The following is a 25,278-nucleotide window of genomic DNA, read 5'->3' on the forward strand; positions in this document are numbered from 1 at the left end:
CCTCCGGAGTTCCCCGTGCCCGCCCGCCGCTCCACCCTGTCCGCCGCCACCGTGTTCCTGATATGCGCGCTCGCGCTGGTCGGCTGGCTGATCGGCGGCCGCGACCACAAGTCGACCGGCCCCAAGGCCAACGGCGGCACCGCCGCCGCCGGGGCCACCGGCACCAGCCCGCTGCAGAACCCGGACGGCACCAAGCCCGGCCTGGCGCCGCTGGCCACCCCCGAGGAGCAGAAGGCCGGCCGGGACGTCATCGCCAAGGTCACCACCGCCGCCGTCGGCACCAAGGACGGCTACGACCGCAACGAGTTCGGCCCCGCCTGGACGGACAACGTCGAGGGCGTCCCGTTCGGCGGCAACAAGTGCGACACCCGCAACGACCTGCTGGCCCGCGACGGCACCGCCGTCGAGCACAAGGACGGCTCGGACTGCACGGTCACCGCGATGACCATCTGGGACCCGTACACCGGCAAGAGCGTCCAGTGGACCAAGCAGCAGGCCTCCAAGATCCAGATCGACCACGTGATGCCGCTCTCCTACGACTGGCAGATGGGCGCCAGCAAGTGGGACAAGGCCAAGCGCGTCCAGATCGCCAACGACCCGCTGAACCTGATCCCCGCCGACGGCTCGCAGAACGCCTCCAAGGGCGACTCCGGCCCGGCCTCCTGGCTGCCCGCCAACACCGAGATCCGCTGCTCCTACGCGGTGCGCTTCGCCCAGGTCTCGCTGAAGTACCAGCTGCCCGTCACCGAGGCCGACAAGAAGACCATGCTCCAGCTGTGCGGCGGCTGACGAAACGTCAATCCCCGCCGTCGAAGGGCGGGCGCGGTGTGCCCCCGGTGACGGCCGGGCGCGGGCCGGGTGGTATTCGTGGGCGGTGGCCCCGATGATCTCCCCGCTCCCCCGGTCGGCCGGGCGCGCCGTGCCCGCCCTCGCCGCCGCCCTCGCCCTCGCCCTGTCGAGCGGCTGCACGGGCGCCGCCCGCCCGGCCGTCCGCCCGCCGCTGGACGAACGGGTCGCCGCCACCGCGGCCCCCGCCCTGCGCGCGCTCTACGACCAGCGGATCGACTGGCGGAACTGCCCCGGCGAGGACGACGGCGACCAGGACGCGGCCGCCGTGCGGTGCGCCACCCTCAAGGTCCCGCTGGACTACGCCGACCCGGGCGGCCGCACCGTCGACGTCGCCCTCGCCAAGGTGCCCGCCGCCGACCCGAAGCGGCGGCTCGGCGCCCTGCTGCTCAACCCCGGCGGCCCCGGCAACTCCGGTGTCGACATGGTCCGTTGGGGCTGGCAGAGCTACCAGGGGCCGCTGCACGACCGGTACGACCTGGTCGGCTTCGACCCGCGCGGCGCCGGCGACACCACCCCCGTCCACTGCCTGGACGACCGCACCCGCGACCAGTGGAACGCCACCGACGACCCGGCCTACGACCACGCCCGGATCCTCGCCGAGGCCTGCCGCGCCCGGTACGCCGACCTGCTCCCGCACCTCGGCACCCGCGACACCGCCCGCGACCTCGACGTGCTGCGCGGCGCCCTCGGCGAACGCCGGCTGGACTTCCTCGGCTTCTCCTACGGCACCCACCTCGGCGCCCGCTACGCCGAGGAGTTCCCCGAGCGCACCGGCCGGCTCGTCCTCGACGGCGCCGTCGACCACAGCGCCCCCGCGGCGCGGCTCGGCATCGAAGCCGCCGTCGCCGCCGAGACCGGGCTCCGGGCCTTCGCCGCCGCCTGCGCCACCGAGGACGGGCCGGCCTGCCCGCTCGGCGCCGACCCGGCCGCCGCCCCGCAGCGCCTCGCCCGCTTCCTCGACGGCCTGCGCGACCACCCGCTGCGCGCCGCCGACGGCCGGACCCTCACCGCCGCGCTCGGCTGGGTCGCCGCCCTGGACGTGCTCTCCGACGGCCGCCGCTCCTGGCCCCGGCTGCGCGAGGCCCTCGAACCGGCCGTCACCCGGGGCGACGCCGACGGCCTGCTCGCCCTCGCCGACGGCGCCGACGGCCGGGGCGAGGACGGCCGCTACCGGACCCCGGCCGACGCCTTCGCCGCCATCTCCTGCGCGGACGGCCCGCCGCCGCCCACCGAGGCGGAACTGCGCCCGGCCCTCGCCGAACTCGCCGCCCGCGCCCCGCTGACCAGCGGGCACGACCCGGTCGGCACCCTGCTCGAAGCGGACTGCCGCCCCTGGCCGTACCGTCCGGCCGAGCCGCCGCGACCGGTCCGGGCGCCGGGCAGCGCCCCGCTCCTGGTGATCGGCTCCACCGCCGACCCGGTCACCCCGTACGCCTGGGCCGAGCGGCTCTCCGCCGGGCTGGAGCACGGCGTGCTGCTCACCAGGGAGGGCGACGGGCACACCGCGTACGACAAGAGCGGCTGCGTCCGGGCGGCCGTGACGGCGTTCCTGGTGGACGGGCGGCTGCCGGCGGCGGGCACCCATTGCGGGTCGGACTGAGGGCGCCAGGGTCCGGATGAGCTCGGCGGGGGTCGGCCGGGGACAGCGCGGAGGGGGCGTGCCACTTTCGCGCGGCACGCCCCCTCCGGGGTCGCGGCCCCCCCGGTCAGGAGGTGGGGGCCGTCAGGTCGTAGAAGGTGGTCGAGCCGATGGTCTTCGCGGTGAAGTGGGCGGTCACCCAGGACTCGATCTGGGCGGACTCGCTCTGCTGCCCGCCCTCGCCGCCCGCGCCGCCGCCGAAGCCGCGGCGGGAGCCGCCCGCACCGATGAACCAGTGCACCTTGCCCTCCTGGACGTACTTCTGGAAGCCGGCCAGGGTCAGCGAGGGGTCGGTGCCGTTGAAGCCGCCGAGGGCCATCACCGGTTCGCCGGTGGCGAGTTGGTAGCCGGCCGCGGTCTGCGAGCCGATCGCGGCGGCCGCCCAGGTGTAGTGGTCGGCGTTCTCCTTGAGCATGGCGGCGACCTCGTCGGTCACCTTGGGGCCGTCGAGCAGGCCGCCCATGCCGCCGGGGGGCGGGCCGCCGGCCGTGCCGCCGGTGCTGTTCGTGCCGTCGGTGCCGGTGCCCTCGGGGTCCTGGGTGCCGGGGAGGCCGGTGCCGCCGCCGGTGCCGCGCTCGTGGCGGCCGTTGGCGCGGTCGCCGCCGTTGCCGGTGCCGCCGCCCGGGAAGCCCTGCCCGGGCGCGAAGCCCTGACCGCCCGCGAAGCCCCCCTGGCCACCCGGAGCACCCGGGCCGCCCTGGCCGAACCAGTGCCCGTTGCCGTTGCCGGTGCCGCCCGGGAAGCCCTTGCCGCCCCGGTGCCCCATGCCGCCCGGCCCGGACCCGCCCTTCACGCCCGGCCCGGCGGTCACGATCGAGCCGGTGTGCGGGGAGTCCACGGTGTCCACCGCGTACGCGGCCGGACCGCCGAGCGCCGCCGCCAGGCCCACCAGGCCCGCCACCGAGGCGATCCGCGCGCCGGTCCGGCCGGAGACCCGCCCGACGAACGGCCCGGCCGCCAGCGCGGCCGCCGCGAGCAGTCCGCCCACCAGCACCGCCCAGCGAAGCCACGGCAGGAAGCCGGAGCTGCGGCCGAGCAGCACGAACGCCCAGACCGCCGTCACCGCGAGCGTCCCGGCCAGCACCAGCGCCCAGGGCACCCGGTGCCGGGCCCGCCACAGCCCGTCCACTCCCATGCCGACCAGCGCCGCGACGGCCGGGGCCAGCGCCACCGTGTAGTACTGGTGGAAGATCCCGGACATGAAGCTGAAGACCAGCGCGGTGGAGAGCAGCCAGCCGCCCCAGACCAGGAAGGCCGCGCGGGCGGTGTCGGCGCGGCCGTAGCGGCGGGTCGCCCAGAGACCGGCCAGCAGCAGGATCAGCGCGGCCGGCAGCAGCCAGGCGATCTGCCCGCCGATGTCGGTGCCGAACATCCGGGTCAGGCCGGTCTGCCCCCAGCCGCGGCCGCCGGGCGCCGCGCCGCCCGGCAGGTCGACCCCGGCCGGCATCCGGGCGCCGCCGCCCACGCTGCCGCGCTCGTTGCCGTCGACCCGGCCGAGGCCGTTGTAGCCGAAGGTGAGCGAGAGGAAGCTGTTGTCCTGCGAGCCGCCGATGTACGGGCGGGCCGAGGCGGGCATCAGCTCGACGACCGCCACCCACCAGCCGCCCGAGACCAGCAGTGCCACGCCCGCGAGCAGGGTCTGCCGCACCCGCCGCCAGAGGCCGGTGGGCGCCACCACCAGGTAGATCACCGCGAAGGCGGGCAGCACCAGGAAGGCCGCCAGGGTCTTGGTGAGGAAGGCGAGGCCGAACATCACCCCGGTGAACACCAGCCACCGGGTGCCCGCCGCCTCGACGGCCCGGACCATCCCGTACGCGGCCAGCGTCAGCAGCAGCACCAGCAGCGCGTCCGGGTTGTTGAAGCGGAACATCAGCGCCGCGACCGGGGTGAGCGCCAGCGCGGCGCCCGCCAGCAGGCCGCCGAGCGGGGAGAAGCGCCGGCGCACCGTCGCGTACAGCACGCCGACGGTGGCCGCGCCCATCAGCGCCTGCGGGGCCAGCACCGACCAGGAGGAGAGGCCGAAGATCCGCGCCGAGAGCGCCATCGGCCACAGCGAGGCCGGGGGCTTGTCGACGGTGATGAAGTTCGCCGCGTCCGAGGAGCCGAAGAAGAAGGCCTTCCAGCTCTGCGAGCCGGCCTGCACGGCGGCCGAGTAGAAGGAGTTGGCCCAGCCGGAGGCGCTCAGGCCCCACAGGTAGAGGACGGCGGTCGCGGCCAGCAGCGCCAGCAGGGCCGGGCGCACCCAGCGAGGGTCGTCAGCGCGCCCGCGCCAGGCGCGGGCGGGGAGGGTGCGCAGCCGGTCGGGCCAGCTGGCGAACCCCTTGGGGCCGGCGGGCGGCAGGGGCTGTTCGGGGAAGAGCGGCGCCGGGTCCGGCCGGACCGGGTCCGGCCGCGGCACCTCCGGCGGCGGGTAGTGCGCGGCCTCGGGCCACGGTTCGCCGGCCGGAGGGGAGTAGCTGCTCGTGGTCATGCGCCATACCGTCGGTGGCGTGCCTGAGAGAACCGTGAGACGGGAGTGTGAGGCGCGTGTGATCTGGAACGTCAGGCGGATGGCGGTACGGCGAGGTGCTTGCCCAGCCACTCCAGGGCCGGGGGGATCTCCCTGGTCCAGGTGTGGAAGTTGTGGCCGGCGGTGTCCAGGGTGATGGAGGACATCGTGGTGGGGGCCTTGAAGGCCGCGATCATGGCCTTGGTCTCGTCGTAGTTGTTCTCGTCGTACGCGGTGGTCAGCAGCAGGTTGACCGGGGCGGGCGGCTGGTTCTTCAGCCGCCACAGCAGGTCGTTCTCCTGCTTCAGCCGGTCGTTGCCGCCGAACAGGTCGCCGGTGGTCGCGTCGTGGGCCGCGTCGTAGTAGCCGGAGAGCGCGACCGCCGAGCGGTAGGCGTCGGGCTTGCGCAGCGCGAACTTGAGCGCGCAGTAGCCGCCGGTGGAGTTGCCGATCACCGCCCGGCTGGCCGGGTCGGTGCCGATCCGGTAGGTGGTGGCGAGGGCCTTGGGCAGGTCGCTGGTGAAGAAGGTCTCCACCTGGGGGCCGTTCGGCACGTCCACGCACTCGGTGTCCCGGTCGCCGACCAGGGTGGGCCGGGTCATCACCAGGACGGTCGGCGGCAGCTTCTTCTGCTCGATCGCGTTCAGCGTGGATGCCGGGTACTGCATCAGCGAGATCAGCTTCTCCGGGGTGCCCGGGTAGCCGGTGAGCACCAGGGCCATCGGGAAGCGCTGCTTGGCGTAGTCCGGCTGGAAGTACTGCGGCGGCAGGTAGACGTACGCCTCGGTGGTCAGGCCGCTGCCGGCTCCTTTGACGTCGACCTTCTGGATCAGGCCGGAGCGCTCCGGGTCCGAGCCCTGCGCGGAGTAGAACTTCTGCTCGCCGGTGACGGCCACCCCGGAGGCGTTGGGCTGGTGGTCGACCACCGTGCCGAGCCCGCCGCTGGTGCCGAGCAGGTCCGTCCAGGAGCTGTAGAAGCCGAAGTAGCTGTTGGCGATCAGGCCCATCGCGGCCAGCACCGACACCTGGGTGGCCAGGAACGCCCCGAGCCGGCCCAGCCACGCCTTCCAGCCCTTCCCGCCGAACCGCGGCCAGAGCCACATGGTGGCGGCGAAGACGGCGATCGCGAGGAGCGAGGCGATGATCTGGAGGGGGAGTCCGGTGAGACTGAGCACGGGCCCGATCGTAGTTGACCTCCGGAGACGGCCTCGGAGGGCCCCTCGGAGGTGACCGCCGGGTAATGGGTTGACGGGGTCGTTCGTGCTCGGGACCATGTGTGACCGCACGGCTGCGCGGTGTGCGCGCGGTCCGGCTACCCGGGGGTGGGGCATGAGGTTCACGGGGTCCGAGGGGTTCGTGGGGAAGGCCGGTCTGGCCGTCGGCACGGCGCTGGTGCTGGCTGCCTGCTCCGGCGGCGGGGGCGGTGGTTCGGCGGGCGGCTCGTCCGCGCCCGGGGCGGCGGGGACGGGGGTCTCGGCGAAGCCGACCGCGACGCCGACGCCGACCCCGACCCGGGCGCCGTACGGCCCGGTGCTCAGCGCGAGCGTCGACCCGGTCACCGTCGCGCTCGCCCAGGTGGCCGGCGCCAAGGACCTGGGCGACCTCGACACCGTGCTCGGCGGCATCGTCACCAGCGCGCAGGGCGCCGCCAAGTCCCTGAGCGTGGCGGACGAGCCGCCCGGGGTGACGGCGGCGCGGAAGGAACTGGTGGCGGCGCTGACCTCGCTCGCCACCGACGCCGGCAAGGTCCGCAGCGACATCAAGTTCCACGACGTCTGCGCGTTGAGCTCGGCCGAGGCCGAACTGGGCGCCTCCCAGGGGCTGGCGGCGGTGTCGGCGGCCCTCGTCACGATGACCGCGGCCGGCTACCAGACCACCTTCGCCGTCCCGTCGCTGCCCCAGCAGCAGTCCCGCGCGCTGGACAACGGCACCATGGTCCGCAAGGGGAAGCTGCGCGGCGAGGGCGTGTTCAAGGTCGAGAACGGCGGCAAGGTGGACGCCGTGGTGTCGCTCGCGCTGAACGGCAAGGCCGTGCACTCGGTGTTCGTCGGCAAGGGGCAGCACGCCAGTGTCGACGGCGTGGAGGACGGGACGTACGAGGTCTATGTCTCCGGCGGTGCGGACTGGGACTCCGATGCCAAGGGCTTCACCCAGAACTGCCAGTTCACCAAGTTCGAGGACACCTTCCCGTTCGAGACCGGCCGGACCGCGACCTCCTGGGAGATCACCCTCCAGCCGGTGGCCGACGGCAACGCCAAGACCAACGACGTGGACCCGAACGCCTTCCCGCAGCCGTAGCCGTAGCCGTAGCCGTAGCCGCGACCGCGACCGCGACCGCGACCGCAGCCGCAGCCGTATCCACTGCCCCGGCCCGTAACGGGCATACCGGGACGGGTCGTTGCCGTCGGATGGCACGGCTCGTGCCGGGCAGTGGCGAGTTCGGTCACACTCCTTGACCTCTTGAAGTGGCCATGGCACTTTCATGCGGCGCGGGCGTCGGCGACCAGTCGTACACCCCGCGATCCCCCACAAGGAGAGCCATGTTCAAGAGACTTGTCGCGGTGGCCGGTACGAGTGCCGTCGTCGCGGGCGGGCTGGCCTTCGCCGCCGCCCCCGCGCACGCCGTCCAGGCGGCCGACCTGACGTCCACCATCGCCCTGAGCAACTGCTCGGCCTCGCTGGTCCGTTACCCCACCTCGGCGGCCGGCGACCGGGCGCTGATGCTCACCAACGGACACTGCCTGCCGACCATGCCCTCGGCCGGCCAGGTCATCCAGAACACCACCGCCAGCCGCAGCGGCACCCTGCTGGACGGCGCGGGCAACAGCCTGGGCACCGTCCAGGCCGACAAGCTGCTCTACGCGACCATGACCGGCACCGACGTCGCCCTCTACCAACTCACCGACACCTACGGGTCGATCAGCTCCAAGTACGGCGCCACCGCGCTGACGATCAGCGACGCCCACCCGACCGACGGCGCGTCGATGTACATACCCTCGTCGTACTGGAAGCAGGTCTGGAACTGCTCCGTCAACGGCTTCGTGCCGACCCTGCGCGAGGACGCCTGGACCTGGCACGACTCGCTGCGCTACAGCTCCGGCTGCAACACCACGCACGGCACCTCCGGCTCGCCGATCGTCGACTCCGCCAGCGGCCGGATCGTCGGCATCAACAACACCGGCAACGACGATGGCGGCATGTGCACCCTCAACAACCCGTGCGAGGTGGCCGCCGACGGCACCACCAAGGCCTACAAGGGCCAGAGCTACGGTGAGGAGACGTACTGGTTCACCACCTGCCTGAACTCCTCGACCCGGGCCATCGACCTCAACGTGGCCGGCTGCCTGCTCACCAAGCCGGCCGGCAGCGCCGTCTCGGTGACCAACCCGGGCAACCAGTCCACCGCCGTCGGCGGCGCGGTCAACCTCCAGATCAACGCCTCCGGTGGCACCGCCCCGCTGTCCTACGCCGCGAGCGGCCTGCCCGCCGGGCTGTCGATCAACGCCTCCACCGGCGCGATCACGGGCACCGTCTCCACGGCGGGCAGCTCCACCGTCACCGTCACCGTGACGGACGCCGCCGGCAAGTCGGCCTCCACCAGCTTCACCTGGGCCGTCTCCACCGGTGGTGGCGGCTGCACCCCGGCCCAGCTGCTGGGCAACGAGGGCTTCGAGTCGGGCACGGCCACGCCGTGGACGACGTCGAGCGGCGTGGTGGACAGCAGCGCCTCGCAGGCGGCCCACAGCGGCTCCTGGAAGGCGTGGCTGAACGGCTACGGCTCCACCCACTCGGACTCGCTGTCGCAGACGGTGAGCATCCCGGCCGGCTGCAAGGCGACGCTGAGCTTCTGGCTGCACATCGACACCGCCGAGTCGGGCACCACCGCGTACGACAAGCTGACTCTGTCGGTGAACGGCACCGCGCTGAAGACCTACTCCAACGTGGACGCCGCGGCCGGCTACCAGCAGCGCACCTTCGACCTGTCGGCCTACGCGGGCCAGTCGGTCACCGTGAAGTTCGCCGGGACCGAGGACGCCTCGCTCCAGACCAGCTTCGTGATCGACGACACCTCCATCCAGACCAGCTGACGCCAACGCCCGGGCGCCGGTGGCCAGTTCGACGGCCACCGGCCCCCGGGCACGGGCACCGGCCTATGCTGGTGGGATGATCAAGCCGATTGAGCTGGTGATTTTCGACTGCGACGGCGTCCTGGTGGACAGCGAGGTGATCGCCGTCCGGGTGCTGGTGCGGCTCGGCGAGGAGTACGGCTGGCCGCTGACCGAGGCGGAGGCGATCGAGCTCTTCGTCGGACGGTCCGAGGCGGCCAACCGGGCCACGGTCACCGAACGGCTCGGCGGCGAGACGGCGACGGTGTGGAGCAAGCGCTTCGTCGAACTGCACGCCGAGGCGGTGGACGCCGGACTGACCCCCGTGGACGGCCTGCCGGAGGCGCTGGCCGCGATCACCCTGCCCACCTGCGTGGCCTCCAGCGGCACCCACGAGAAGATGCGCCACACCCTGGGCCGGACCGGCCTCCACGACCACTTCGCCGGGCGGATCTTCAGCGCCACCGAGGTCGAGCGCGGCAAGCCCGCACCGGACCTCTTCCTGCACGCCGCCCGCTCGATGGGCGTCGACCCGGCCGCCTGTGTGGTGGTCGAGGACAGCCGCCCCGGCGTCGAGGCCGCCCGCGCCGCCGGGATGCGCGCACTCGGCTACGCGGGCGGCGTCACCGCCGCGGAACGGCTGGCCGGGCCGGGCACCGTGGTCTTCGACGACATGCGCGAGCTGCCCGCCCTGATCGCGGCGGGCGCGGTCCGCCAGGGCTAGCGGCCGCCCTCCGGGCGGCCGTCGGTCCGTCGGCAATTCGGTTGCCGGGCGCGGCCCGTGGCTGGCAGGGTCGGTCGCTATGGCCACCTCCCACAAGTTGCACGCCGACGAACTGGACATCGACGAGGCGCTGGTGCGCCGGATGGTCGCCGAGTGCTTCCCGCAGTGGGCCGGCCTGCCGGTCGAGCCGGTGGAACCGGCCGGGACCAGCAACGCGATGTACCGGCTCGGGGCGGAGCTGGTGGTGCGCGTCCCGCGGATCCCCGGGGTGGTCGAGGAGATCGCCAAGGAGGACGTCTGGCTGCGGCGGCTGGCCCCGCGGCTGCCGGTCCCGGTCCCGGTCCCGCTGGCCGTGGGCGGACCGGTCGACGGCTGCCCTTGGCCCTGGTCGGTGCTGCGCTGGCTCGACGGCACCACACCGGTGCCCGGTCGGATCGCCGAACCCGGGGCGCTGGCCGGGGACTTGGCCGACTTCGTGACGGCCATCCGCCGGATCGACCCGACCGGTGCCCCGGCCGCCCACCGCAGCGAGTCGCTGGCCTCGCGGGACGCCGGGACCAGGAGCTCGATCGCGGCCGTGGCGGACCTCGTCGACGCCCCCGCCGCGACCGCCGCCTGGGAGCGGGCCCTGGCGGCCCCGGCTCCCGACGGCCCGCCGGTCTGGCTCCACGGGGACCTCCAGCCCGGCAACCTGCTGGTGTCCCCGGACGGTCGGCTGAGCGCCGTCATCGACTTCGGCTGCGCGGGCCTCGGCGAACCGGCCGTCGACCTGATCCCCGCCTGGTACGTCCTGCCCGCCGCCGCCCGTGCGACGTTCCGCGAGGCCGCGGCCCCCGACGACGCGGCCTGGGACCGCGCCCGCGGCTGGGCCCTGTCCGTCGCCCTGTCGGAAGTGGCCTACTACCGGGACAGCGACCCGAGGATGACCGCCATCGCCCGCCACGTCATCGCCGAGGTGCTGGCCGACCACGCGTAGACGGTCGGCCCGCTCCCCGCCCGCGAGACGACGGGCGGGGAGCGGGCCGGGCCGTCGGCAGGTCAGCCGATCGACAGCCAGCCCGAGTACGTGTCGGTCAGCACCAACAGCCCGGTGTCGCCGTCGTAGAGGGCGTTGTTCAGCTGGATGTGCCCCGTCTCGCGCATGTCGTAGTTGCACTCCGCCCACTGGCCGACGCCGAGGGCGTTGCGGCACGCGCCGGTGCGGCCGTAGTCGGTGCTCCACCGGCCGACGGCGGAGAAGCCGTCCTTTGCGGTGTCGAGCACGAGCACCTTGTCGCCGGCCTTGTCGAAGCAGGTCTTGACCCCGGGGCTGGTGATGCACGGCAGGCTGGCCGCCGTGATCGCGGACTCCGACATGGTGACGGGCGTCCCGATCGTGCGCGGGTCGTCCTGCGGCGCGGCGACGGCCTGACCGCCGCCGAGGACGGTGAGCCCGAGCGCCAGGGCGGCGAGGCCGATGACGGCGGCGGAGCGCGGGTTCCTGCGGAGTCCGTTGCTGGACATGGATGGTCCCCCTTCGAGGGTGTCGGTGTGTTCGCGTCCACCACCTGATCCCCCGCGGTGAACACAGCATCAGCTTGCCGAGGCCCCAAGGGGGTTGTCGTTAGCAGCCGGTCCACGTCCGCTTCGCTCAGCGTCCACCCGCGGCCGTCGCGGCGGCGCCGTGCCGGAAGTCGCGGGGCGGCAGCCCGTACGCGCCGCGGAAGGCGCGGCTGAAGTCGGCGGCGCGGGGGAACCCGCAGCGGGCCGCGATGACGTGGACGGGGGTGGCGGCCAGGGCCGGGTCGGCGAGGTCGCGGCGGGCCCGTTCAAGGCGCTGGTGGCGGATCCAGGCGGCGACGGTCTCCTCCTCGCCCTCGAAGAGGCGGTGCAGGTAGCTGACCGAGATGTGGTGCGCGGCGGCGACGGCGCCGGGGTCGAGGTCCGGCTCGTGCAGGTGGGAGCGGATGAAGGCCCGGATCCGTTGGACCAGCGCCCGGCGCCGGCTCTCCGGCGGTACGGCGTCCTCGGCGTCGAGGTGGTGGGCGAGCAGCGCCGACACCAGGTCGAGGGCGACGGTGCCCAGTCGGGGTGCGTCGCCGGCCCGGTAGGCGCCGGGGTCGGCGGCGATGCCGGCGAGCAGTTGGACGAGCAGGGCGCCCACGCCCGTGCCCCCGGGCATCCGGCGGGCCGTGAGCGTGCCGATCCGGTCCGGCGACAGCGGCAGCGCCTGCCGGGGCACGGTCAGCCAGCCCCCGCGGACCCGCTGGCGCGGATCGTCGGTGCTCGCCTGGAGGAGGAGGGGCCGGGCGCTGTCCTGCAGGACCACGTCGTGCGGGCGGTAGGCGCCGAGGCCGTCGGAGCGGACCGCGGTGGCGGAGTCGCCGAACGGGAGCGAGAACAGGTACAGCTCGGGGTCGGTGGACGAGCGGATCAGGCGTGGTGACCGCCTCGCGGCGAGCGGCGGGTGCTCCATCGTCCAGAGCGTCACGCCGCCGAGCGGCAGGATGTGCACCTCGGACCGGAAGTCGGCCCTGTGCTCGGTGCGGACGTCGAACGGTGCGATCAGCCGGACGAGTTGCTGCTGCCAGTACTCGAAGCGGTCCCGCGGTTCCACGTCCTCGGTCCGGTACACCGACTCGGTCAGCATGCTCGCCCTCCCCTGGCTCGCCTTCCCCGTCCCGGCATTCTCACACCGCTGACGGATCCGGCCCGGGGAAGGAGGGGAGCGGCCGGCGGGGCCGCCCGAAGAGAGCAGGTCGGAATACAGGCAACGGCTGCGCCCCACCCGCCCGCACCTTCCAGGAACCACAAAAGGCAACGGCAGCCAGGCCGAAGCGGCGACGGGCCACACCTGCGCAGGAAGTCGGCGGGGCGTGGCTTTCAGGACTCCGCCGGAACTCGGCGCTCCGGGGCCAGTACCTGCCACCGTCGGACGGCCATGCCTCTCAGCGGCAGCATTCCGAGCTTCTCGTAATACGCGCGCAGCGGCTCGTCGCAGGTCAGGTCCACGGAGTACAGATGTTCCGCCTCGGCGAGGACCCGCCGGACCAACTGCCCGCCGATGCCTTGCCCCTGGTATTCGGGCAAGACCTCCAGCCACGGGATGAAGCCCGTGAGGACCCCGTCGCTGATCATGTTGACGAAGCCCACGACGCGCCCCGTCCCGGCATCCAGGGCAACCACGACCCGGTAACTGCCCTTGAGCACGGCAAGGTGCTGCGCGGCCGTCGGCGGTGCGGGCCAGCCTACGAAGAACCCGGAAAGGTCCTGCTCCGCAAGACCGGAGAGATCGGTGCTGTAGTTGATCACCGGCGCATCCTGCCAGAGCGAAGCACGCGCTCTGGAGGGGACCATCAGCCCCGGCTGTCCGCGACCGCGATTTCAGCGATGCTCCGTACCGGGGCGTGGAGAGCCGGTCTTCGAGAAATCGTCGACAGTCGGGCTGCGTTGGCCCTGATCACGAGACTCGGCATGACGCACGACGCGCCGCCCGGATCACCATCCGGACGGCGCGTCACACAGGGCGAACGTTGCTTGATGCGGCACTGGGCCGACGACGGTTCGGGTGGTGTACGTCCCCCGTGACTCTTTCCCGGTTTCCGACATAACGTCGGAAACCAGGCGTGTTTGACGCGGATAGCATGCGGTCAACGCCTCGTCTGATGCTGGAAGTTGGCTTATGAGCACACTGGTGGTGGGGTCGCGGGCCAGTCACCTGGCGCGGGCTCAGGTCAGGGAGTTCCTGGCGCCGCTGCGGGAGCGCTTCCCCGGCGTGGTGTTCCGCCGGCGAGTGATCACGGAGGCCGGTGATCAGGACCGCAGGTCGGCCCTGAGGGACGTCTCGGAGCGTGGCGGCGGCTCGGCGTTCTCGGTGAACCAGGTGAACGCGCTGGTATCCGGTGAGGTCGACGTGATCGTGCACTCGCTCAAGGACCTGCCCACCGCGAACCCGCCCGGCCTGATCCTCCTGCCCCCACCCACCCGTGCGGACGTGCACGACGCCCTGTGCGGCTCGACGCTGGCGGACCTTCCGTACGGGGGCAGGATCGGGACGTCGGCGTCGCGCCGGATCGCCCAGCTGCTGCACGTCCGTCCGGACTTGGTGCCGGTGGAGATCCGGGGGAACGTCCCGACCAGGCTCGGCAAGCTCAGGACCCAACAGCTGGACGCTGTCGTCCTGGCGGCCGCCGGGATCAAGCGGCTCGGCCGCGGCGACGAGATTAGCGAGATCCTGCCGGTCGGGCTGTTTCCGCCGTCTCCCGGGCAGGGCGCGCTGGGCATCCAGATCCGGGAGGACAACGAGTGGGCCCGCGAGGTCCTGGCCGGGGCCGGTGACCTCGTGACCGACGTGGAAGTGCGGGCCGAGCGGGCGATGCTGGGGGAGCTCCACGGCGGATGCTCGGTGCCGGTCGGTGCGTTCGGCAAGGCCGACGGCGGCGTGCTGACCCTGCACGGGCAGGTCACCTCCGTGGACGGCGGGCGGCAGGTGGAGGCCCGGCTCTCCGGCCCGGTGAGCGAGCCGGAGAAGCTGGGAGTGCTCGTAGCCGGCCTCCTGCTGGACCAGGGCGCGGAGGGCATCCTGGCGGAGGTCCGGCCCACTGCCGCCGCTTACTGATCGTTTCAAAGTGAGGCCCGGCCTGCTCGATGTCCCGGGTGGAGGCACCTGTTCACTTGTCGTGGGAGCCCTATGCTCGCGGAGACGGCAGAACTGGGTGATGGGGGACGAGATGGACCGTGTGCCTGGTGGTCCGCTGAGGAGTGTCCTTTCGGAGGCGGAAGTTCGGTCCTTCGAGCGTGACTACGGGGTGGCCCTCCCTGCGGATTACCGAACGTTCTTGATGACCATCGGCGACGGTGGCCCGGGGCCCTACCACGGCATCTGGGCGCTGAGCAGGTCGTACGGCCCGAAGGACGAAGCCTGGTGGCCGGGATACCTTTCGACGCCGTTTCCGTTCACCCGGGCGGTGGGCCCGGACGACCTCGAAGACGACTACGACGAGGACGGGATCGTTCCGGGGTCAATGATCATCTCGGACATGGGGTGCGGCGCGTTCGTCCGACTGGTGGTCACCGGAGCGGCCAGTGGCCAGGTCTGGTTCGACACCCTGGGGATAGACGACAGGTTGACCCCCGGCCCAGCCTTCGGGGACTGGTATCGGACGTGGGCGACGAGCGTGGTCCCAAGCTGACGCGGTCTGGATGCGTAGCTACTCAAGCTGCACGGAGTCGTCGGAGGCAGATGAGACTGCAGGCCGGTTCGAGTAGGCCCTGGTGGAGATCCGCGCGGCGTTCGTAGCGGATGCGCAGGCGCTTGAACTGACGGCATCCCCGGCTCCAGCAGCAGCATGTCCGCCCCCTCGCCGAGGAAGGCGAGTCCGGTGTCGACGGCGGTCTGCGGGCTGCGAGGGCTGATCCGGAACGGGCGGCGGGCGCCGGGGGCGGGGACGGCCCGCATGGTGGTGCGGTAGCCCTCGTAGAGGGCGGAGTCGAAGATCAGGTGCGGCATGGTCGCCACGTCCCGGTGACCGGCCTCGTCCAGCGCCTGCCGCACGGCCCGGGTGGTACCCCGGGTCATCGCGGCAAGGCCGACGATGTCGGCGCCGGCCCCGGCCTGGATGACGGCCTGGGCGGCGGTCAGCGCGGCCGTCGTTTCCAGATTGATCCGGGCGCCGACGGTCAGGTGGCACTCGCCGGTGTCGGTGTGGCCGCACAGGCAGTTCTCCGTCATCACGGCCATGCCGGGCTCGGTGTCCTTGACGGCGCGGATGGCCCGCACCATCAGGCTGTCCGACGCGACGGCACCGGCGGCCCGCTCGTCGCGGCGCAGACTGTTGGCGAACACCTCCACCGAACGGATGCCGACGGCGGCCAAGTCCCCCACGGCCTGCGGGATCTCGGGGACGGTGATGGTCGACAGCCGAATAGCGCTTCACCCCACCACGCAGCGCCGCTACCGCTGCGCAGGAAGTCGGCCGGGCCGACTTCCTGCGCGCGGCGAGGCGACCCGCCGGGCGGGCCCGGTGACCGATCAATGTCGTCGGGCGGGCCCGCCCGACGACAAGAGAAGGCGAAGGAAGCTACCCGCTTTCCGTCCCTTTCAGGAACCCGCAAGAGCAACGGCGGCCCCGGCCACGCATGGCCGGGGCCGCCGAAACCACCGCCGAGCAGCACTCGCTTCACCCCATCATCCGTCGCCGCTCCAGCCTGGCCGAAGCGGCGACGGGCCGCTCCTGCACAGGAAGTCGGCCCCGCGACTCTGCTGGCGAAGTATTCGATCTAGGTCAGGCTCAGGCCGTTGTTGCGATGCCGTGTTGGGTGCAGAGTGTGTGGATGCGGGTGGGGCGGCGGCTTGGTCTGGTGGTGGTGTCGAAGTGGGCGCCGAGTCGGCGGATGTTGACGGCCATGCCGATGAGGACGTTCTGGAGGTGGGTTTTGGCGAGGCCCCGGTAGCGGGATCGTCGCAGGCCGGGGCCTCGGACCGCTTGTGAGACGGTGCCCTCGATGCCGGCGCGGGCCCGGTAGGCCTCGCGCCATCGGGGGGTGTCCTGTTCGGCCTGCATCCGTGTCCGGGCGGTATGGATCGGTTCGGGATGGATCTCCAGGACCCGGCCGAGGTGAGGGGCGCCGGTGGTGCACTGGGCGCGGATCGGGCAGGGGCGGCAGTCCGCGCGGGAGAAGGCGACGCGGATCAGGCCGTCCTTCTTCGGCCGCATGGAGATGCTGGTGGCCCCGGCGGGGCAGTGGGTGACGCCGCTGTGCCAGTCGACGTGGAAGTCCTTGGGGGTGAACGTGCCGCCCCGGGCGCCCCGGCCGGTCTGGACCGTGACGGGGGCGACAAGGGAGATGCCGCGTTCCAGGGACGCGCCGATGCCGGGCCCGCTGGGGTAGCCGGAGTCGAGCAGGTGCTCGCCGGGTTTCAGGTCCCGGGCGATGAGTTTGTCCTGGACGGGGGTGGTGGCCGTGACGTCGGGTTCGGTGGCGGGGGTGGTGTGGACGTCGGTGACCACGTGCGGCAGGCCCTCGTCGCAGGACTCGGTCAGGTGGCCCTTGGAACCGGTCCATTCCATGCGTGCGGCGCCGGGCGCGCCTTTGGTGCTGTAGCGGGCGTCAGGGTCGTGGGGTGAGCGCACGCGCTGTGCGGAGGGCGGCAGTTCCTCGGTGTCCCGGTAGCGCAGTCGGCCGGTGGCGGTGGCCTCGAAGTGCTGGTCCCACAGCTCGCGCAGGATTCTGACCTGCGGGAGGCCGTTCATCCGCACGGCGTCGGGGTCCGTGTCGATGGCGGCGATCAGGCTCTGCCCGTCGGCGCCGATCTGCTCGGCGAGCTTGAGGGCGGAGGCGCCTCTGCGGCGCAGGAGCCTGCCGGTCTCGACCTTGCGGCCGTAGCGTTCGTCCCAGCCGGGCCCGAGCAGCGGCACGACCAGGCCCGGGTCGGTGCGGGCGATCTCCTCCAGGGCCGCGCGCAGGGCCTCGCCCAGGCACTCGACGCGGTTCAGTGCGCGCACGCAGGCCAGCACGTGGGTGGAGTCGGTGCGCTGACGGCCGCCGGCCCGCACCAGGCCGGCGGCCTTCAGACGTTCCAGCATCAGCGAGAGCAGGGCATCCGCCCGGTTCCCGGCTGCCAGGCGGGCCCGGAACTCGCACAGCACGCTGGCATCGAAACCGGTGTACTCCAGCTCCAGTCCCAGCGCGTACTTCCAGGAGATCCGGTCGGCCACCGCCACCGCGGCGTCCCGGTCGGAGAGGTTGTGCAGGAACTGCAGGACCGTGACCATCGCCAGCAGGGCCGGCGAGATCCCGGGCCGTCCCAGGCCCGCGTACATCTCCTCGAACTCACCCGTGGTGAAGTCCTCATCGCTGAACAACGGACCCAGCGCGTCCCGAACCCGCATCTCGTCCGTCCCCCGCGGATGAACCCGGCGAGCCAGCGCCACCGTCTCCGCCGGAATCCCCGACACACCACCAGGACGCAACACGACCCACCCCCACAGACAGCCAACCCGCCCCGACCGGCAGACACTTACCGTCCCACGCCCAACCCAACCGACTTCGCCAGCAGAGTCGACCCGCCGACTTCCTGCGCACACCACGGCAGACCGGGCGGCCCTGCGTGCTCCGCAGGGCCGCCCGGCAAGGACGCTTCAGGAACCGGCCGGAAAATCGCCCGCCCGGACACCGGCGACGAAGGACCGCCACGCCTCGGGAGCGAAGGTGAGAGCCGGGCCGTGGGGGTCCTTGCTGTCGCGGACGGGGATGGAGTCCAGAAGCCCGCTGGCGACCTCGACGCAGTCGCCGCCTTCGCCGCCGCTGTAGCTGCTCTTGCGCCATGCCAGGCCAGCTGTCACGCGGATGACCTCCTGGGCCCTCAGTCGGTGGTGGGCTGCCCCGCGCGGCGCGGGGCAGCCCACGGTACTGGGCCAGCCGACCACCGGGAAGCCATCCACCCGGACGCCCTCGACGAAGGACCGCGACGCATCCGGGGCGAAGCCGAGGAGCGGGCCGCAGAGGGTGCTTCGTGGCTACCAGGCGTGCCAGAGTGCGTCGTGGCGGTGGCGGACCGGGGGGATGTCCGCGCCGTCGAGGTCGTGGCCGGCGCGGTGCAGTCCGCGGATCCGCTGGGCGGCGAGCCGGCCCTGAAGGCGGGCCCGGGCTTCGGCCGTGGCGATCTCGGTGGAGAAGTACCCCGTCCTGCAGTCGAGCACCTGCCACTGCCAGGAGGTGATCCGGCGACGCGTCTTCTTGGGGGCGGGGCGACGGCCTTCGCGGGCGGCCCGGGCCAGTTCGGCGCGGGTGTAGCGCAGGTCGTACAAGGACATGGAGTGCGATGCGCCTTCTTGGACGCGGAGTTGTCGGGGAGTCGTGCGGACGGTTCGGGACATCAGGGCCTCCGTAGGGCCCTCCGGGCTCTCCAGAGGTACCTACGGCGGGTGCGAATTGGTCAGCACGAATCAGCCTCCAACGGTCGGGGCGGCCTACCCGGCAGCACAGTAGTCGCGCGGAGGCGTGGAGGCTTCAGGTTTTCCGCCCGCCCCCCGCTGCGAGGTCGAGGCGCTCCAAGGGCCCTCACGTTGGCCCAGCGCATCAAGCAGACCGGGCGGCCCTGCGTGCTCCGCAGGCCGCCCGGCAAGAAACGCTTCAGGAACCGGCCGGAAAGTCGCCGGCCTGGACGCCCGCAACGAAGGACTGCCACGCCTCAGCGGTGAAAGCGAGAGCCGGCCCGTGAGGATCCTTGCTGTCCCGCACCGGAACCACGCCGGTGACGCCATCGGCCACCTCGACGCAGTCGCCGCCAGAGGGATTGCTGTAGCTGCTCTTGTGCCAGTTCATACTCCGTACCCTTCTGTCATCAGCTTCTGCATCCAGGAGACGGAGTCCTCCGGAGTCATCGCCAACGACGTTAGCTGGTTGAAGACAGTCTCATGCCGAAGGATGTCGGCCTCCTTCTCGATGTAGAGGCTGCTGCTGACCGACTCGCAGTAGACGACCTCGCCCGGCACGTCCGAGAAGGAAAGTATGCGGAAATTCGTCCCCATCGCCGCGTGAGCACCCACGCTGAACGGAAGCACCTGGATGGTGATGTTGGGCAATTGCGAAGTCGTAACCAGGTGGCTGACCTGCTCCGTCATGACGTGAGCGCCCCCGACCACGCGTCGAAGGACGGCCTCGGAGAGCACAGCGTGAACGGCTAGTGGTTCTGGACTCCGGACGAGCTCTTGGCGTTGCAGCCTGAGCTTCACCCGCCGTTCGATGGCTTGGTCACCGTTCCGCTCCGACCGGAAGGCCCGAAATACCTCGCGTGCGTAGTCGGCGGTCTGAAACAGCCCAGGAATCAACTCGGACTCATAGGAGCGAATCCGCGCGGCGTCGGCCTCAAGGCCCACGTAGGTCTGGAACCAGTCCGGCAGGGTGTCCGCGTAGTCGTGCCACCAGCCGCGCTGCGTGCTGCGGCGGGTCAGCGAGATGAACTGCCGCAACTCGGCCTCGTCGCTGACGCCGTACAGTTCGAGCATCGCGCGAATGTCTGATTCCTTCAGGGTCGTCTGACCCGACTCGATCCGCGACACCTTGGTTGCACTGAAGCCGAGTTCGTCCGCAACGGACTTGGCCTGACGCCCGGTCCGTTCGCGCAATCGTCGCAGCTCGGAGCCGAGCCTACGGCGCAGCACGGTTGGACTGTCCACGCTCGTCGCTCCCTCTTGGTTGACGTCGGGTCACAGTCTGCCACCTCCCTTGGCGGTCACAAGAATCTTGCGACTCCGCGCAATTGCGTGATGGCGCGCTTGCACAACGAAGCCATTGCAGAGCATGCTACAGGGAGTAGTCCTTCGGGTCTCTTGAGTGACTGATCCTGACCTGCTGCCGGGCATCCCTATGCCTCCACATGGCTTCAAACTCCGCACCTGGAAGGTGGATTCGCCATGTCCTGCCACTCCTCCACCACCTGGCTGCCGCGCAGCCGCCGCTCCCCCGGCGAGGGGCGCTCCCTCCTCGCCTCGCTCCTCGCCTCCACCCCCGCCGGTGAGCCGTACCGCGACTCCGGGCTCCTGATCGTCTCGGAGCTCGTCACCAACGCCCTCGTCCACGGCACGCCGCCCGGCCACCGCATCTACCTCTCCCTCGACCTCGACCCCGCCCGCCTCCGCATCGAGGTGCACGACGCCCGGCGGAACCGCGAACCGGTCCTGCGCGCCCTCACCCTCGACGGCGAGGCCGGACGCGGCCTTCACCTCGTCAAGTCCCTCTCCACCCGCACGGGTTGCTCCCCGCGCGAGCACACCGGCAAGATCGTCTGGTCGGAGGTGGCCGCGTGAGGGCCGATCACGACGTCCTCGTGGAGATCCCGGACCACCAGCCGCCCGCCGTCCACACCCTCAGCGACGACCTCCTCCGCCGGTTCTGGGACTCGGTCCGCTACCGCCCGATGTCCCGCTTCCAGCACTACGCCCTGGAGCGCCGCCTCACCGGCCCCTGCGCCCGGCGCGACATCATCCGCGACCTCGCCGACGAACCCGTCCTCGTCATCCCCGCCGGCGACCGCGAGATCCGCATCAGCTGGGCCAACCCCGCCCAGCAGCCCACGTGATCGACCACGTCCGGCGCTGAGACCCGGCCGGCCCCCAGCCCGAACCGCCGCCTCAGCACCGGCCCGTCCACTCCCCGCTCCACTTCGACGACGGCCGCGTCGCCGCCCACCGCGAGAAGTCGGCCGATCCGACTTCTCGCGCCCCTCCGCGCCGACGCGCCGCGTCAGACGTCAGGCCGGCGCCCCGCCTACAGCCACCCCCTCCGCGCGGCCTGCACCCCCGCCTGAAAACGGGTGGTGGCCCCGAGGTGCGCCAGCAGGGTGGAGACCCGCCGCACCACCGTGCGCCGCCCCAGCCCCAGCCGGCGGGCGATCGCGTCGTCCGTGGCACCGCCGGCCATCAACGTGAGGATCCGCCGGTCGCGTTCGTCGATGCGCGGGTCGACGCCGGCCATGGAGGCGGGCACGGCCAGGCGCCACAGCGTCTCGAAGACCGCGCTCAGCGCGTTCAGCAGCCCGGACGGCCGGATCAGCAGCGAGACGACGCCCGGCCCGTCGTCGGCGCGCAGCGTGACGATGGCCAGGTCGTCGTCCCCGATGGCGAGTTTGAGCGGCGGCTCGTCCAGTGTCCGCGCCTGCTCGCCCGCCTCGATCATCCGGGCCATGTTGGGCCCGGCCACCGGGTCCTGGAACGCGCACCCCTGGTAGATGGCGCGGTAGACGACGCCCGCGGCCATCCGGCGGCGTTGCAGCACCTCCTGGTCGAGGTAGTGGGCGCGGCTGCCGGAGTACGGCGGCACGTCGATGACCCGCACCTGGTGACGGGCGGCGAGTTGGAGGCGGTGGCTGGCGGCCAGCACCTCGGTCGGGTCGTCGACGACCTCCAGCGCGCCGTAGCTGCCGGTGTCGCGGCGGGCGAAGCGGTAGAGCCGTTCCAGTTCGGCGCCGGCCCGGCGGGCGGCGGCCTGGCGCAGCGCGTCGTGCTGCAGCACCGCCTCGACCACCCGGGCGGGCGGCAGCGCCTCCCAGGCGTGGTCGCGGTCGTCGGCGCTGTCGGTGGTGTCGAAGGCCACCGCGACGCCCTCGTCGGCGAGGTCGCGGAGCACGGCGAGGACGGCCTCCTCGTCCAGGCCCGCCTCCCGTGCCAGTTCGGGTACGCGGGCGCGCGGCCGGCCGACCAGGCAGTGGTAGACGCGGCCGCGTTCGGAGTCCGGTTCCAGTACGTCGTGCACGACACCCCCCAATGTCACGGTGTACTCCGCCCCTCGTACCCGCCCCGGGCGGAGCCGGGGGAGCCTACCCGCAGCGGCGGCGCACATGCGCCGGTGGCCCAGGTGCGCCACCGGGGGCTCTGGCGTCCGGGCGGGGCCCCTGGCAAGAGTTGACGGCGATCAGTCATACGACGGAAGACACGACGGAAGGCCGAGGACGCCCATGCCCCCTGCCCGGCTCCGGCGCGCCCGCGCGGCTCTCGCCGCCCTGGCCGCCTGCCTGCTCCCGCTCGCCGCACCCACCGCACCCGCGTCCGCCTCGGCAACCGCCTCCGTACGGGCCGGGGCAGGGGCCGACGCGCCGCCCCCGCTGACCGACGGCTTCGGCCTCACCCAGGTCGGCACTCCCACCGGCAGCGCCACCAACTTCGTCATCACCGTCACCACCCCGCAGGTCGCCGGACCGCACACCATCCGCATCCTGCTGCCCGCCGACTACGCGTCCCGGCCGGACAAGCGCTACCCGGTGCTGTACTTCCTGCACGGCGCCTCGGACAACCCGAGCGACCCGGCGCTGGCCTACCCCGCGCTGACCGCCGCCCAGTCGATGATCACCGTCATCCCGGACGGCGGCCTGCGCGGCTGGTACGCCGACTGGCTCGACCAGGGCACCGCCGCCGGCGCGCAGAACTGGGAGACCTTCCACCTCACCCAGGTCCTCCCGTTCGTCGACGCCAACCTGCGCACCCGCACCGACCGCGCCCACCGGGCCGTCGGCGGGCTGTCCATGGGCGGTTTCGGCGCCCTGCACTACGCCCAGGACCGCCCCGACCTGTTCGGCCAGGTCCTCACCATGTCCGGCGCCAACGACCTGTCCACCGACGAGATGATCATCCGCGGTGCCGTGGTCGCCACCCTGGTCAACGCCGGCACCGTGCTCTGCGGCCCCAGCGACGGCCACCCCTGCGGCCTGGACTTCGGCCCCACCGTCTCCAGCGACGCGATCTTCGGCAGCCCGTACCCGGTGTTCAACGCCGACTGGCGCTGGAACGCCGCCGACCCCGTCGCGCGTGCCGCCGTGCTCGACCACACCGGCATCGCCGTCTACACCGGCAACGGCAACAACAGCCCCGGCGACATGGAGTTCTGGGCCGAGGGCACCGCCAAGCGCCTCAAGCAGCGCCTGGACGCGCTCGGCCTGCCGTACCGCTTCACCGACTACGGCGACGGCACCGGCTGGGGCGCCGACTGCCACGGCGGCCACACCGCGGGCTGCTGGGCGCAGGACCTCGTGGACTACGTCCCGCGCCTGGAGGCGGCCTTCGCCGCCGCCTCCTGACCTCTGACCTCCTCTCCCCACCCTCTCCCCCGACGAAAGGACACCCCTTGCCCACCCTGCCCCTCGGACGCACCGCGCCCTGGCTGCGCCTGCTCGCGGCCCTCCTGGTGACCTGTTGCGCCGCCCTGGGCCTGGCCGCCGCCCCCGCCCGCGCCGCCGCGCCCGCGCCGGGCGCCCCGCTCGCCGCCTGCGCCTCGCCGCAGCAGTGCCTGACCATCAAGTCGCTCAGCAACGGGCGCCAACTCGACGTCCAGAACGGCAACATGGGCGACGGCGCCTACATCGTCACCAACTCCGCCCCCGGCTACCACCAGTCCTGGCGGCTGAACGTCGACCCCTCGGACTACACCTTCACCATCGTCAACAACGACACCGGCAAGTGCATCGACCTGGCCTTCTTCACCCCGGCGCTGCGCCAGCAGAGCTGTGCCGGGCAGGCCAGCCAGCGCTGGTACTTCCAGCCCGCGGCGGCCGGCGGCGCGGACGCGTTCATGATCCGCCACGCCGGTGACAACACCTGCCTGGACCTGCTGCTCGGCGGCAACTACGACGATGCCTGGACCGACCAGTACGCCTGCAACGGCACCGCCAACCAGCAGTGGGCCACCGGCTTCGCCCAGGCCGCCCGTAACCTGGCCGTCGACCACGCCGCCAAGCAGTGCCAGAAGAACATCTCCGCCTGCTCCTGGGCCACGAAGAGCGAGGCCCCCGCCGCGCCGCTGCCGCGGGTGTGCGCCTCCGCGATCTGGTTCAACAACACCAGCAGCACCGTCCAGCAGTCCTTCGCGGTCACCGACACCAGCGGCTGGTCCAACACCATCGGCACCGAGCTGGGCAGCGACATCGGCGGCGGCGCCGAAGGAGTGTTCAAGGCCTCGGTCAAGACCGGCATCAGCTTCCAGAACGTCTGGAGCGGCTCGCGCAGCGTCAACAACTCCGTCACCGTCACCGTCCCGCAGCAGCAGTACGGCTGGGTGACGCTCGCCGAGCTCGCCCGCAAGGTCACCGGCACCTGGACCTTCGACGCCCAGGGCTTCCCGTGGACCGCCGACGACACCATCACCATCCCGGTCACCTCCGACCCCAACGGCGGCGCCACCCTCTACATCGCCAACACCAGCGCGACGTTCAACAGCTGCTCCTGACACCGCGCCCGCTCCACGGCCGCCGCCCGCGCACCGCGCCGGGCGGCGGCTTCGCGTTTCCGCCGGCCGGACGGGAGGGCCGGCGGGCTGCGGGTCAGGACTGCTCGATCTCCACGGAGGTGATCACCACGTCCTCGACCGGGCGCTCGTCCTCGGTCGGGGCGGCGGCGATCGCGTCGACCACGGCCTTGGAGGCGGCGTCGGCGACCTGGCCGAAGATGCTGTGCTTGCGGTTGAGGTGGGCGGGGGTGCCCACCGTGATGAAGAACTGCGAGCCGTTGGTGCCCGGGCCGGCGTTGGCCATCGCGAGCAGGTACGGCTTGGTGAAGAACAGCTCCGGGTGGAACTCGTCCGCGAAGGCGTAGCCCGGGCCGCCGGTGCCGGTGCCGGTCGGGTCACCGCCCTGGATCATGAAGCCCTTGATCACCCGGTGGAACAGCGTGCCGTCGTAGTACGGGCCCTGGCCCGGCTCGCCGGTGCGCGGATCGGTGTACTCCCGGGTGCCCTCGGCGAGTTCGGCGAAGTTGCGGACCGTCTTCGGCGCGTGGAACGGGAACAGCTCCAGGCGGATCGGGCCCGCCGTGGTGTGCAGGGTGGCGAACCGGGCAGTGGCCACGGTGACTCCTCGGGGTACGGCTGACGGGTGGGTGGCGGGTGGTGCTGGTCGGTACGGTTCCCGTACGACCGGTACGGTGACCTGGGCCGTTCGGCACCCGCATCCTGGCACAGCGTCCGGCCTCGTGGCCGAACCGGGTGGGACGGTCCGCACGTCCTA

The 25,278-nt window shown here is 72.4% G+C and carries 23 protein-coding genes and 4 pseudogenes; 13 read left to right on the plus strand and 14 right to left on the minus strand.

The annotated features are described in order from the left end of the window. The first annotated feature begins 15 nt into the window (after positions 1-15). Both AMK13_RS03435 and AMK13_RS03440 read left to right on the plus strand, forming a co-directional pair. Positions 16-789, plus strand: a complete 774-nt coding sequence (locus AMK13_RS03435; protein WP_074001022.1) for an HNH endonuclease family protein — start codon at positions 16-18, stop codon at positions 787-789. 94 nt (positions 790-883) lie between these two features. Further along, positions 884-2,449: an alpha/beta hydrolase gene (locus tag AMK13_RS03440; protein ID WP_074001023.1), complete on the plus strand. Its 1,566-nt coding sequence runs from the start codon at positions 884-886 to the stop codon at positions 2,447-2,449. A gap of 106 nt (positions 2,450-2,555) precedes the next feature. On the opposite strand, the gene AMK13_RS03445 is transcribed toward AMK13_RS03440, so the two are convergent. Next, positions 2,556-4,958, minus strand: a complete 2,403-nt coding sequence (locus AMK13_RS03445; RefSeq protein WP_074001024.1) for a glycosyltransferase family 39 protein — start codon at positions 4,956-4,958, stop codon at positions 2,556-2,558. A 71-nt stretch (positions 4,959-5,029) separates the two neighbouring features. Next, a complete protein-coding gene (locus AMK13_RS03450; protein ID WP_074001025.1) occupies positions 5,030-6,151 on the minus strand; it encodes an alpha/beta hydrolase in 1,122 nt (373 codons plus the stop codon). A 154-nt stretch (positions 6,152-6,305) separates the two neighbouring features. Between AMK13_RS03450 and AMK13_RS43320 the strand changes: the two genes are divergently transcribed. The 5 genes and pseudogenes from AMK13_RS43320 to AMK13_RS03470 all read left to right on the plus strand — a co-directional run bounded on the left by AMK13_RS43320 (position 6,306) and on the right by AMK13_RS03470 (position 10,782). Beyond that, positions 6,306-7,274, plus strand: coding sequence for a hypothetical protein (locus tag AMK13_RS43320; protein ID WP_158077662.1), 969 nt, complete (start codon positions 6,306-6,308; stop codon positions 7,272-7,274). 422 nt (positions 7,275-7,696) lie between these two features. After that, positions 7,697-8,134: pseudogene (locus tag AMK13_RS45710) on the plus strand (trypsin-like peptidase domain-containing protein); the annotation flags it as partial. 204 nt (positions 8,135-8,338) lie between these two features. After that, a pseudogene (locus tag AMK13_RS44475) lies at positions 8,339-9,064 on the plus strand (putative Ig domain-containing protein); the annotation flags it as partial. 76 nt (positions 9,065-9,140) lie between these two features. Beyond that, positions 9,141-9,806, plus strand: a complete 666-nt coding sequence (locus tag AMK13_RS03465) for an HAD family hydrolase (protein WP_074001028.1) — start codon at positions 9,141-9,143, stop codon at positions 9,804-9,806. A gap of 79 nt (positions 9,807-9,885) precedes the next feature. Next, positions 9,886-10,782, plus strand: a complete 897-nt coding sequence (locus tag AMK13_RS03470; protein ID WP_074001029.1) for an aminoglycoside phosphotransferase family protein — start codon at positions 9,886-9,888, stop codon at positions 10,780-10,782. A gap of 62 nt (positions 10,783-10,844) precedes the next feature. On the opposite strand, the gene AMK13_RS03475 is transcribed toward AMK13_RS03470, so the two are convergent. The 3 genes from AMK13_RS03475 to AMK13_RS03485 all read right to left on the minus strand — a co-directional run bounded on the left by AMK13_RS03475 (position 10,845) and on the right by AMK13_RS03485 (position 13,097). Beyond that, positions 10,845-11,309 carry a hypothetical protein gene (locus tag AMK13_RS03475; protein WP_074001030.1) on the minus strand — a complete coding sequence of 155 codons (465 nt, stop codon included), beginning with the start codon at positions 11,307-11,309 and terminating at the stop codon, positions 10,845-10,847. A gap of 127 nt (positions 11,310-11,436) precedes the next feature. Then, positions 11,437-12,435: a helix-turn-helix domain-containing protein gene (locus AMK13_RS03480; RefSeq protein ID WP_074001031.1), complete on the minus strand. Its 999-nt coding sequence runs from the start codon at positions 12,433-12,435 to the stop codon at positions 11,437-11,439. Between the two features lie 233 nt (positions 12,436-12,668). Beyond that, on the minus strand, positions 12,669-13,097 hold the full coding sequence (locus AMK13_RS03485) for a GNAT family N-acetyltransferase (RefSeq protein WP_074001032.1): 429 nt from the start codon (positions 13,095-13,097) through the stop codon (positions 12,669-12,671). A 370-nt stretch (positions 13,098-13,467) separates the two neighbouring features. Here AMK13_RS03485 and hemC point away from each other — a divergent pair, with 370 nt between their 5' ends. Both hemC and AMK13_RS46375 read left to right on the plus strand, forming a co-directional pair. Next, positions 13,468-14,403, plus strand: coding sequence for a hydroxymethylbilane synthase (hemC, locus tag AMK13_RS03490; protein WP_074001033.1), 936 nt, complete (start codon positions 13,468-13,470; stop codon positions 14,401-14,403). 112 nt (positions 14,404-14,515) lie between these two features. After that, positions 14,516-14,977, plus strand: a complete 462-nt coding sequence (locus AMK13_RS46375) for an SMI1/KNR4 family protein (protein WP_380718025.1) — start codon at positions 14,516-14,518, stop codon at positions 14,975-14,977. Positions 14,978-14,999: 22 nt separating this feature from the next. Here the strand turns inward: AMK13_RS46375 and AMK13_RS43970 are convergent. The 7 genes and pseudogenes from AMK13_RS43970 to AMK13_RS03525 all read right to left on the minus strand — a co-directional run. After that, positions 15,000-15,104, minus strand: a pseudogene (locus AMK13_RS43970) (IS5/IS1182 family transposase); the annotation flags it as partial. 13 nt (positions 15,105-15,117) lie between these two features. After that, positions 15,118-15,711, minus strand: a pseudogene (locus AMK13_RS44480) (hypothetical protein); the annotation flags it as partial. Positions 15,712-16,075: 364 nt separating this feature from the next. Then, a complete protein-coding gene (locus AMK13_RS03505) occupies positions 16,076-17,677 on the minus strand; it encodes an IS1182 family transposase (protein ID WP_074001036.1) in 1,602 nt (533 codons plus the stop codon). Positions 17,678-17,926: 249 nt separating this feature from the next. Then, complete coding sequence (locus AMK13_RS03510) at positions 17,927-18,130, minus strand: DUF397 domain-containing protein (protein ID WP_241852730.1); 204 nt, start codon at positions 18,128-18,130, stop codon at positions 17,927-17,929. A 174-nt stretch (positions 18,131-18,304) separates the two neighbouring features. Beyond that, positions 18,305-18,601 (minus strand): hypothetical protein, encoded by a 297-nt coding sequence (locus AMK13_RS03515; RefSeq protein WP_079271786.1) that lies wholly within the window; start codon positions 18,599-18,601, stop codon positions 18,305-18,307. A 319-nt stretch (positions 18,602-18,920) separates the two neighbouring features. Further along, on the minus strand, positions 18,921-19,112 hold the full coding sequence (locus AMK13_RS03520; RefSeq protein WP_074001038.1) for a DUF397 domain-containing protein: 192 nt from the start codon (positions 19,110-19,112) through the stop codon (positions 18,921-18,923). Beyond that, on the minus strand, positions 19,109-19,966 hold the full coding sequence (locus tag AMK13_RS03525) for a helix-turn-helix domain-containing protein (RefSeq protein WP_079271787.1): 858 nt from the start codon (positions 19,964-19,966) through the stop codon (positions 19,109-19,111). The genes AMK13_RS03520 and AMK13_RS03525 overlap by 4 nt, the downstream gene beginning before the upstream one ends. A 237-nt stretch (positions 19,967-20,203) precedes the next feature. On the opposite strand from AMK13_RS03525, the gene AMK13_RS03530 reads away from it, so the two are divergent. Both AMK13_RS03530 and AMK13_RS03535 read left to right on the plus strand, forming a co-directional pair. Beyond that, the gene (locus AMK13_RS03530) at positions 20,204-20,596 is read left to right on the plus strand and encodes an ATP-binding protein (RefSeq protein WP_074001039.1); all 393 of its coding nucleotides are present in this window, start codon (positions 20,204-20,206) and stop codon (positions 20,594-20,596) included. Continuing rightward, positions 20,593-20,868 carry a hypothetical protein gene (locus AMK13_RS03535; protein WP_074001040.1) on the plus strand — a complete coding sequence of 92 codons (276 nt, stop codon included), beginning with the start codon at positions 20,593-20,595 and terminating at the stop codon, positions 20,866-20,868. The genes AMK13_RS03530 and AMK13_RS03535 overlap by 4 nt, the downstream gene beginning before the upstream one ends. Positions 20,869-21,056: 188 nt before the next feature. Here AMK13_RS03535 and AMK13_RS03540 read toward each other — a convergent pair whose 3' ends face one another. Next, positions 21,057-22,040 (minus strand): helix-turn-helix domain-containing protein, encoded by a 984-nt coding sequence (locus tag AMK13_RS03540; protein WP_074001041.1) that lies wholly within the window; start codon positions 22,038-22,040, stop codon positions 21,057-21,059. A gap of 202 nt (positions 22,041-22,242) precedes the next feature. On the opposite strand from AMK13_RS03540, the gene AMK13_RS03545 reads away from it, so the two are divergent. Next, positions 22,243-23,358 (plus strand): alpha/beta hydrolase, encoded by a 1,116-nt coding sequence (locus tag AMK13_RS03545; protein WP_074001042.1) that lies wholly within the window; start codon positions 22,243-22,245, stop codon positions 23,356-23,358. A gap of 47 nt (positions 23,359-23,405) precedes the next feature. After that, on the plus strand, positions 23,406-24,503 hold the full coding sequence (locus AMK13_RS03550) for an RICIN domain-containing protein (protein WP_074001043.1): 1,098 nt from the start codon (positions 23,406-23,408) through the stop codon (positions 24,501-24,503). A gap of 94 nt (positions 24,504-24,597) precedes the next feature. Here the strand turns inward: AMK13_RS03550 and AMK13_RS03555 are convergent, their stop codons facing one another. Continuing rightward, complete coding sequence (locus AMK13_RS03555; protein ID WP_074001044.1) at positions 24,598-25,119, minus strand: peptidylprolyl isomerase; 522 nt, start codon at positions 25,117-25,119, stop codon at positions 24,598-24,600. Positions 25,120-25,278: the final 159 nt, after the last annotated feature.

It is taken from the genome of Streptomyces sp. CB02056 (assembly GCF_001905545.1).
In the GTDB taxonomy this organism is placed as follows: domain Bacteria; phylum Actinomycetota; class Actinomycetes; order Streptomycetales; family Streptomycetaceae; genus Kitasatospora.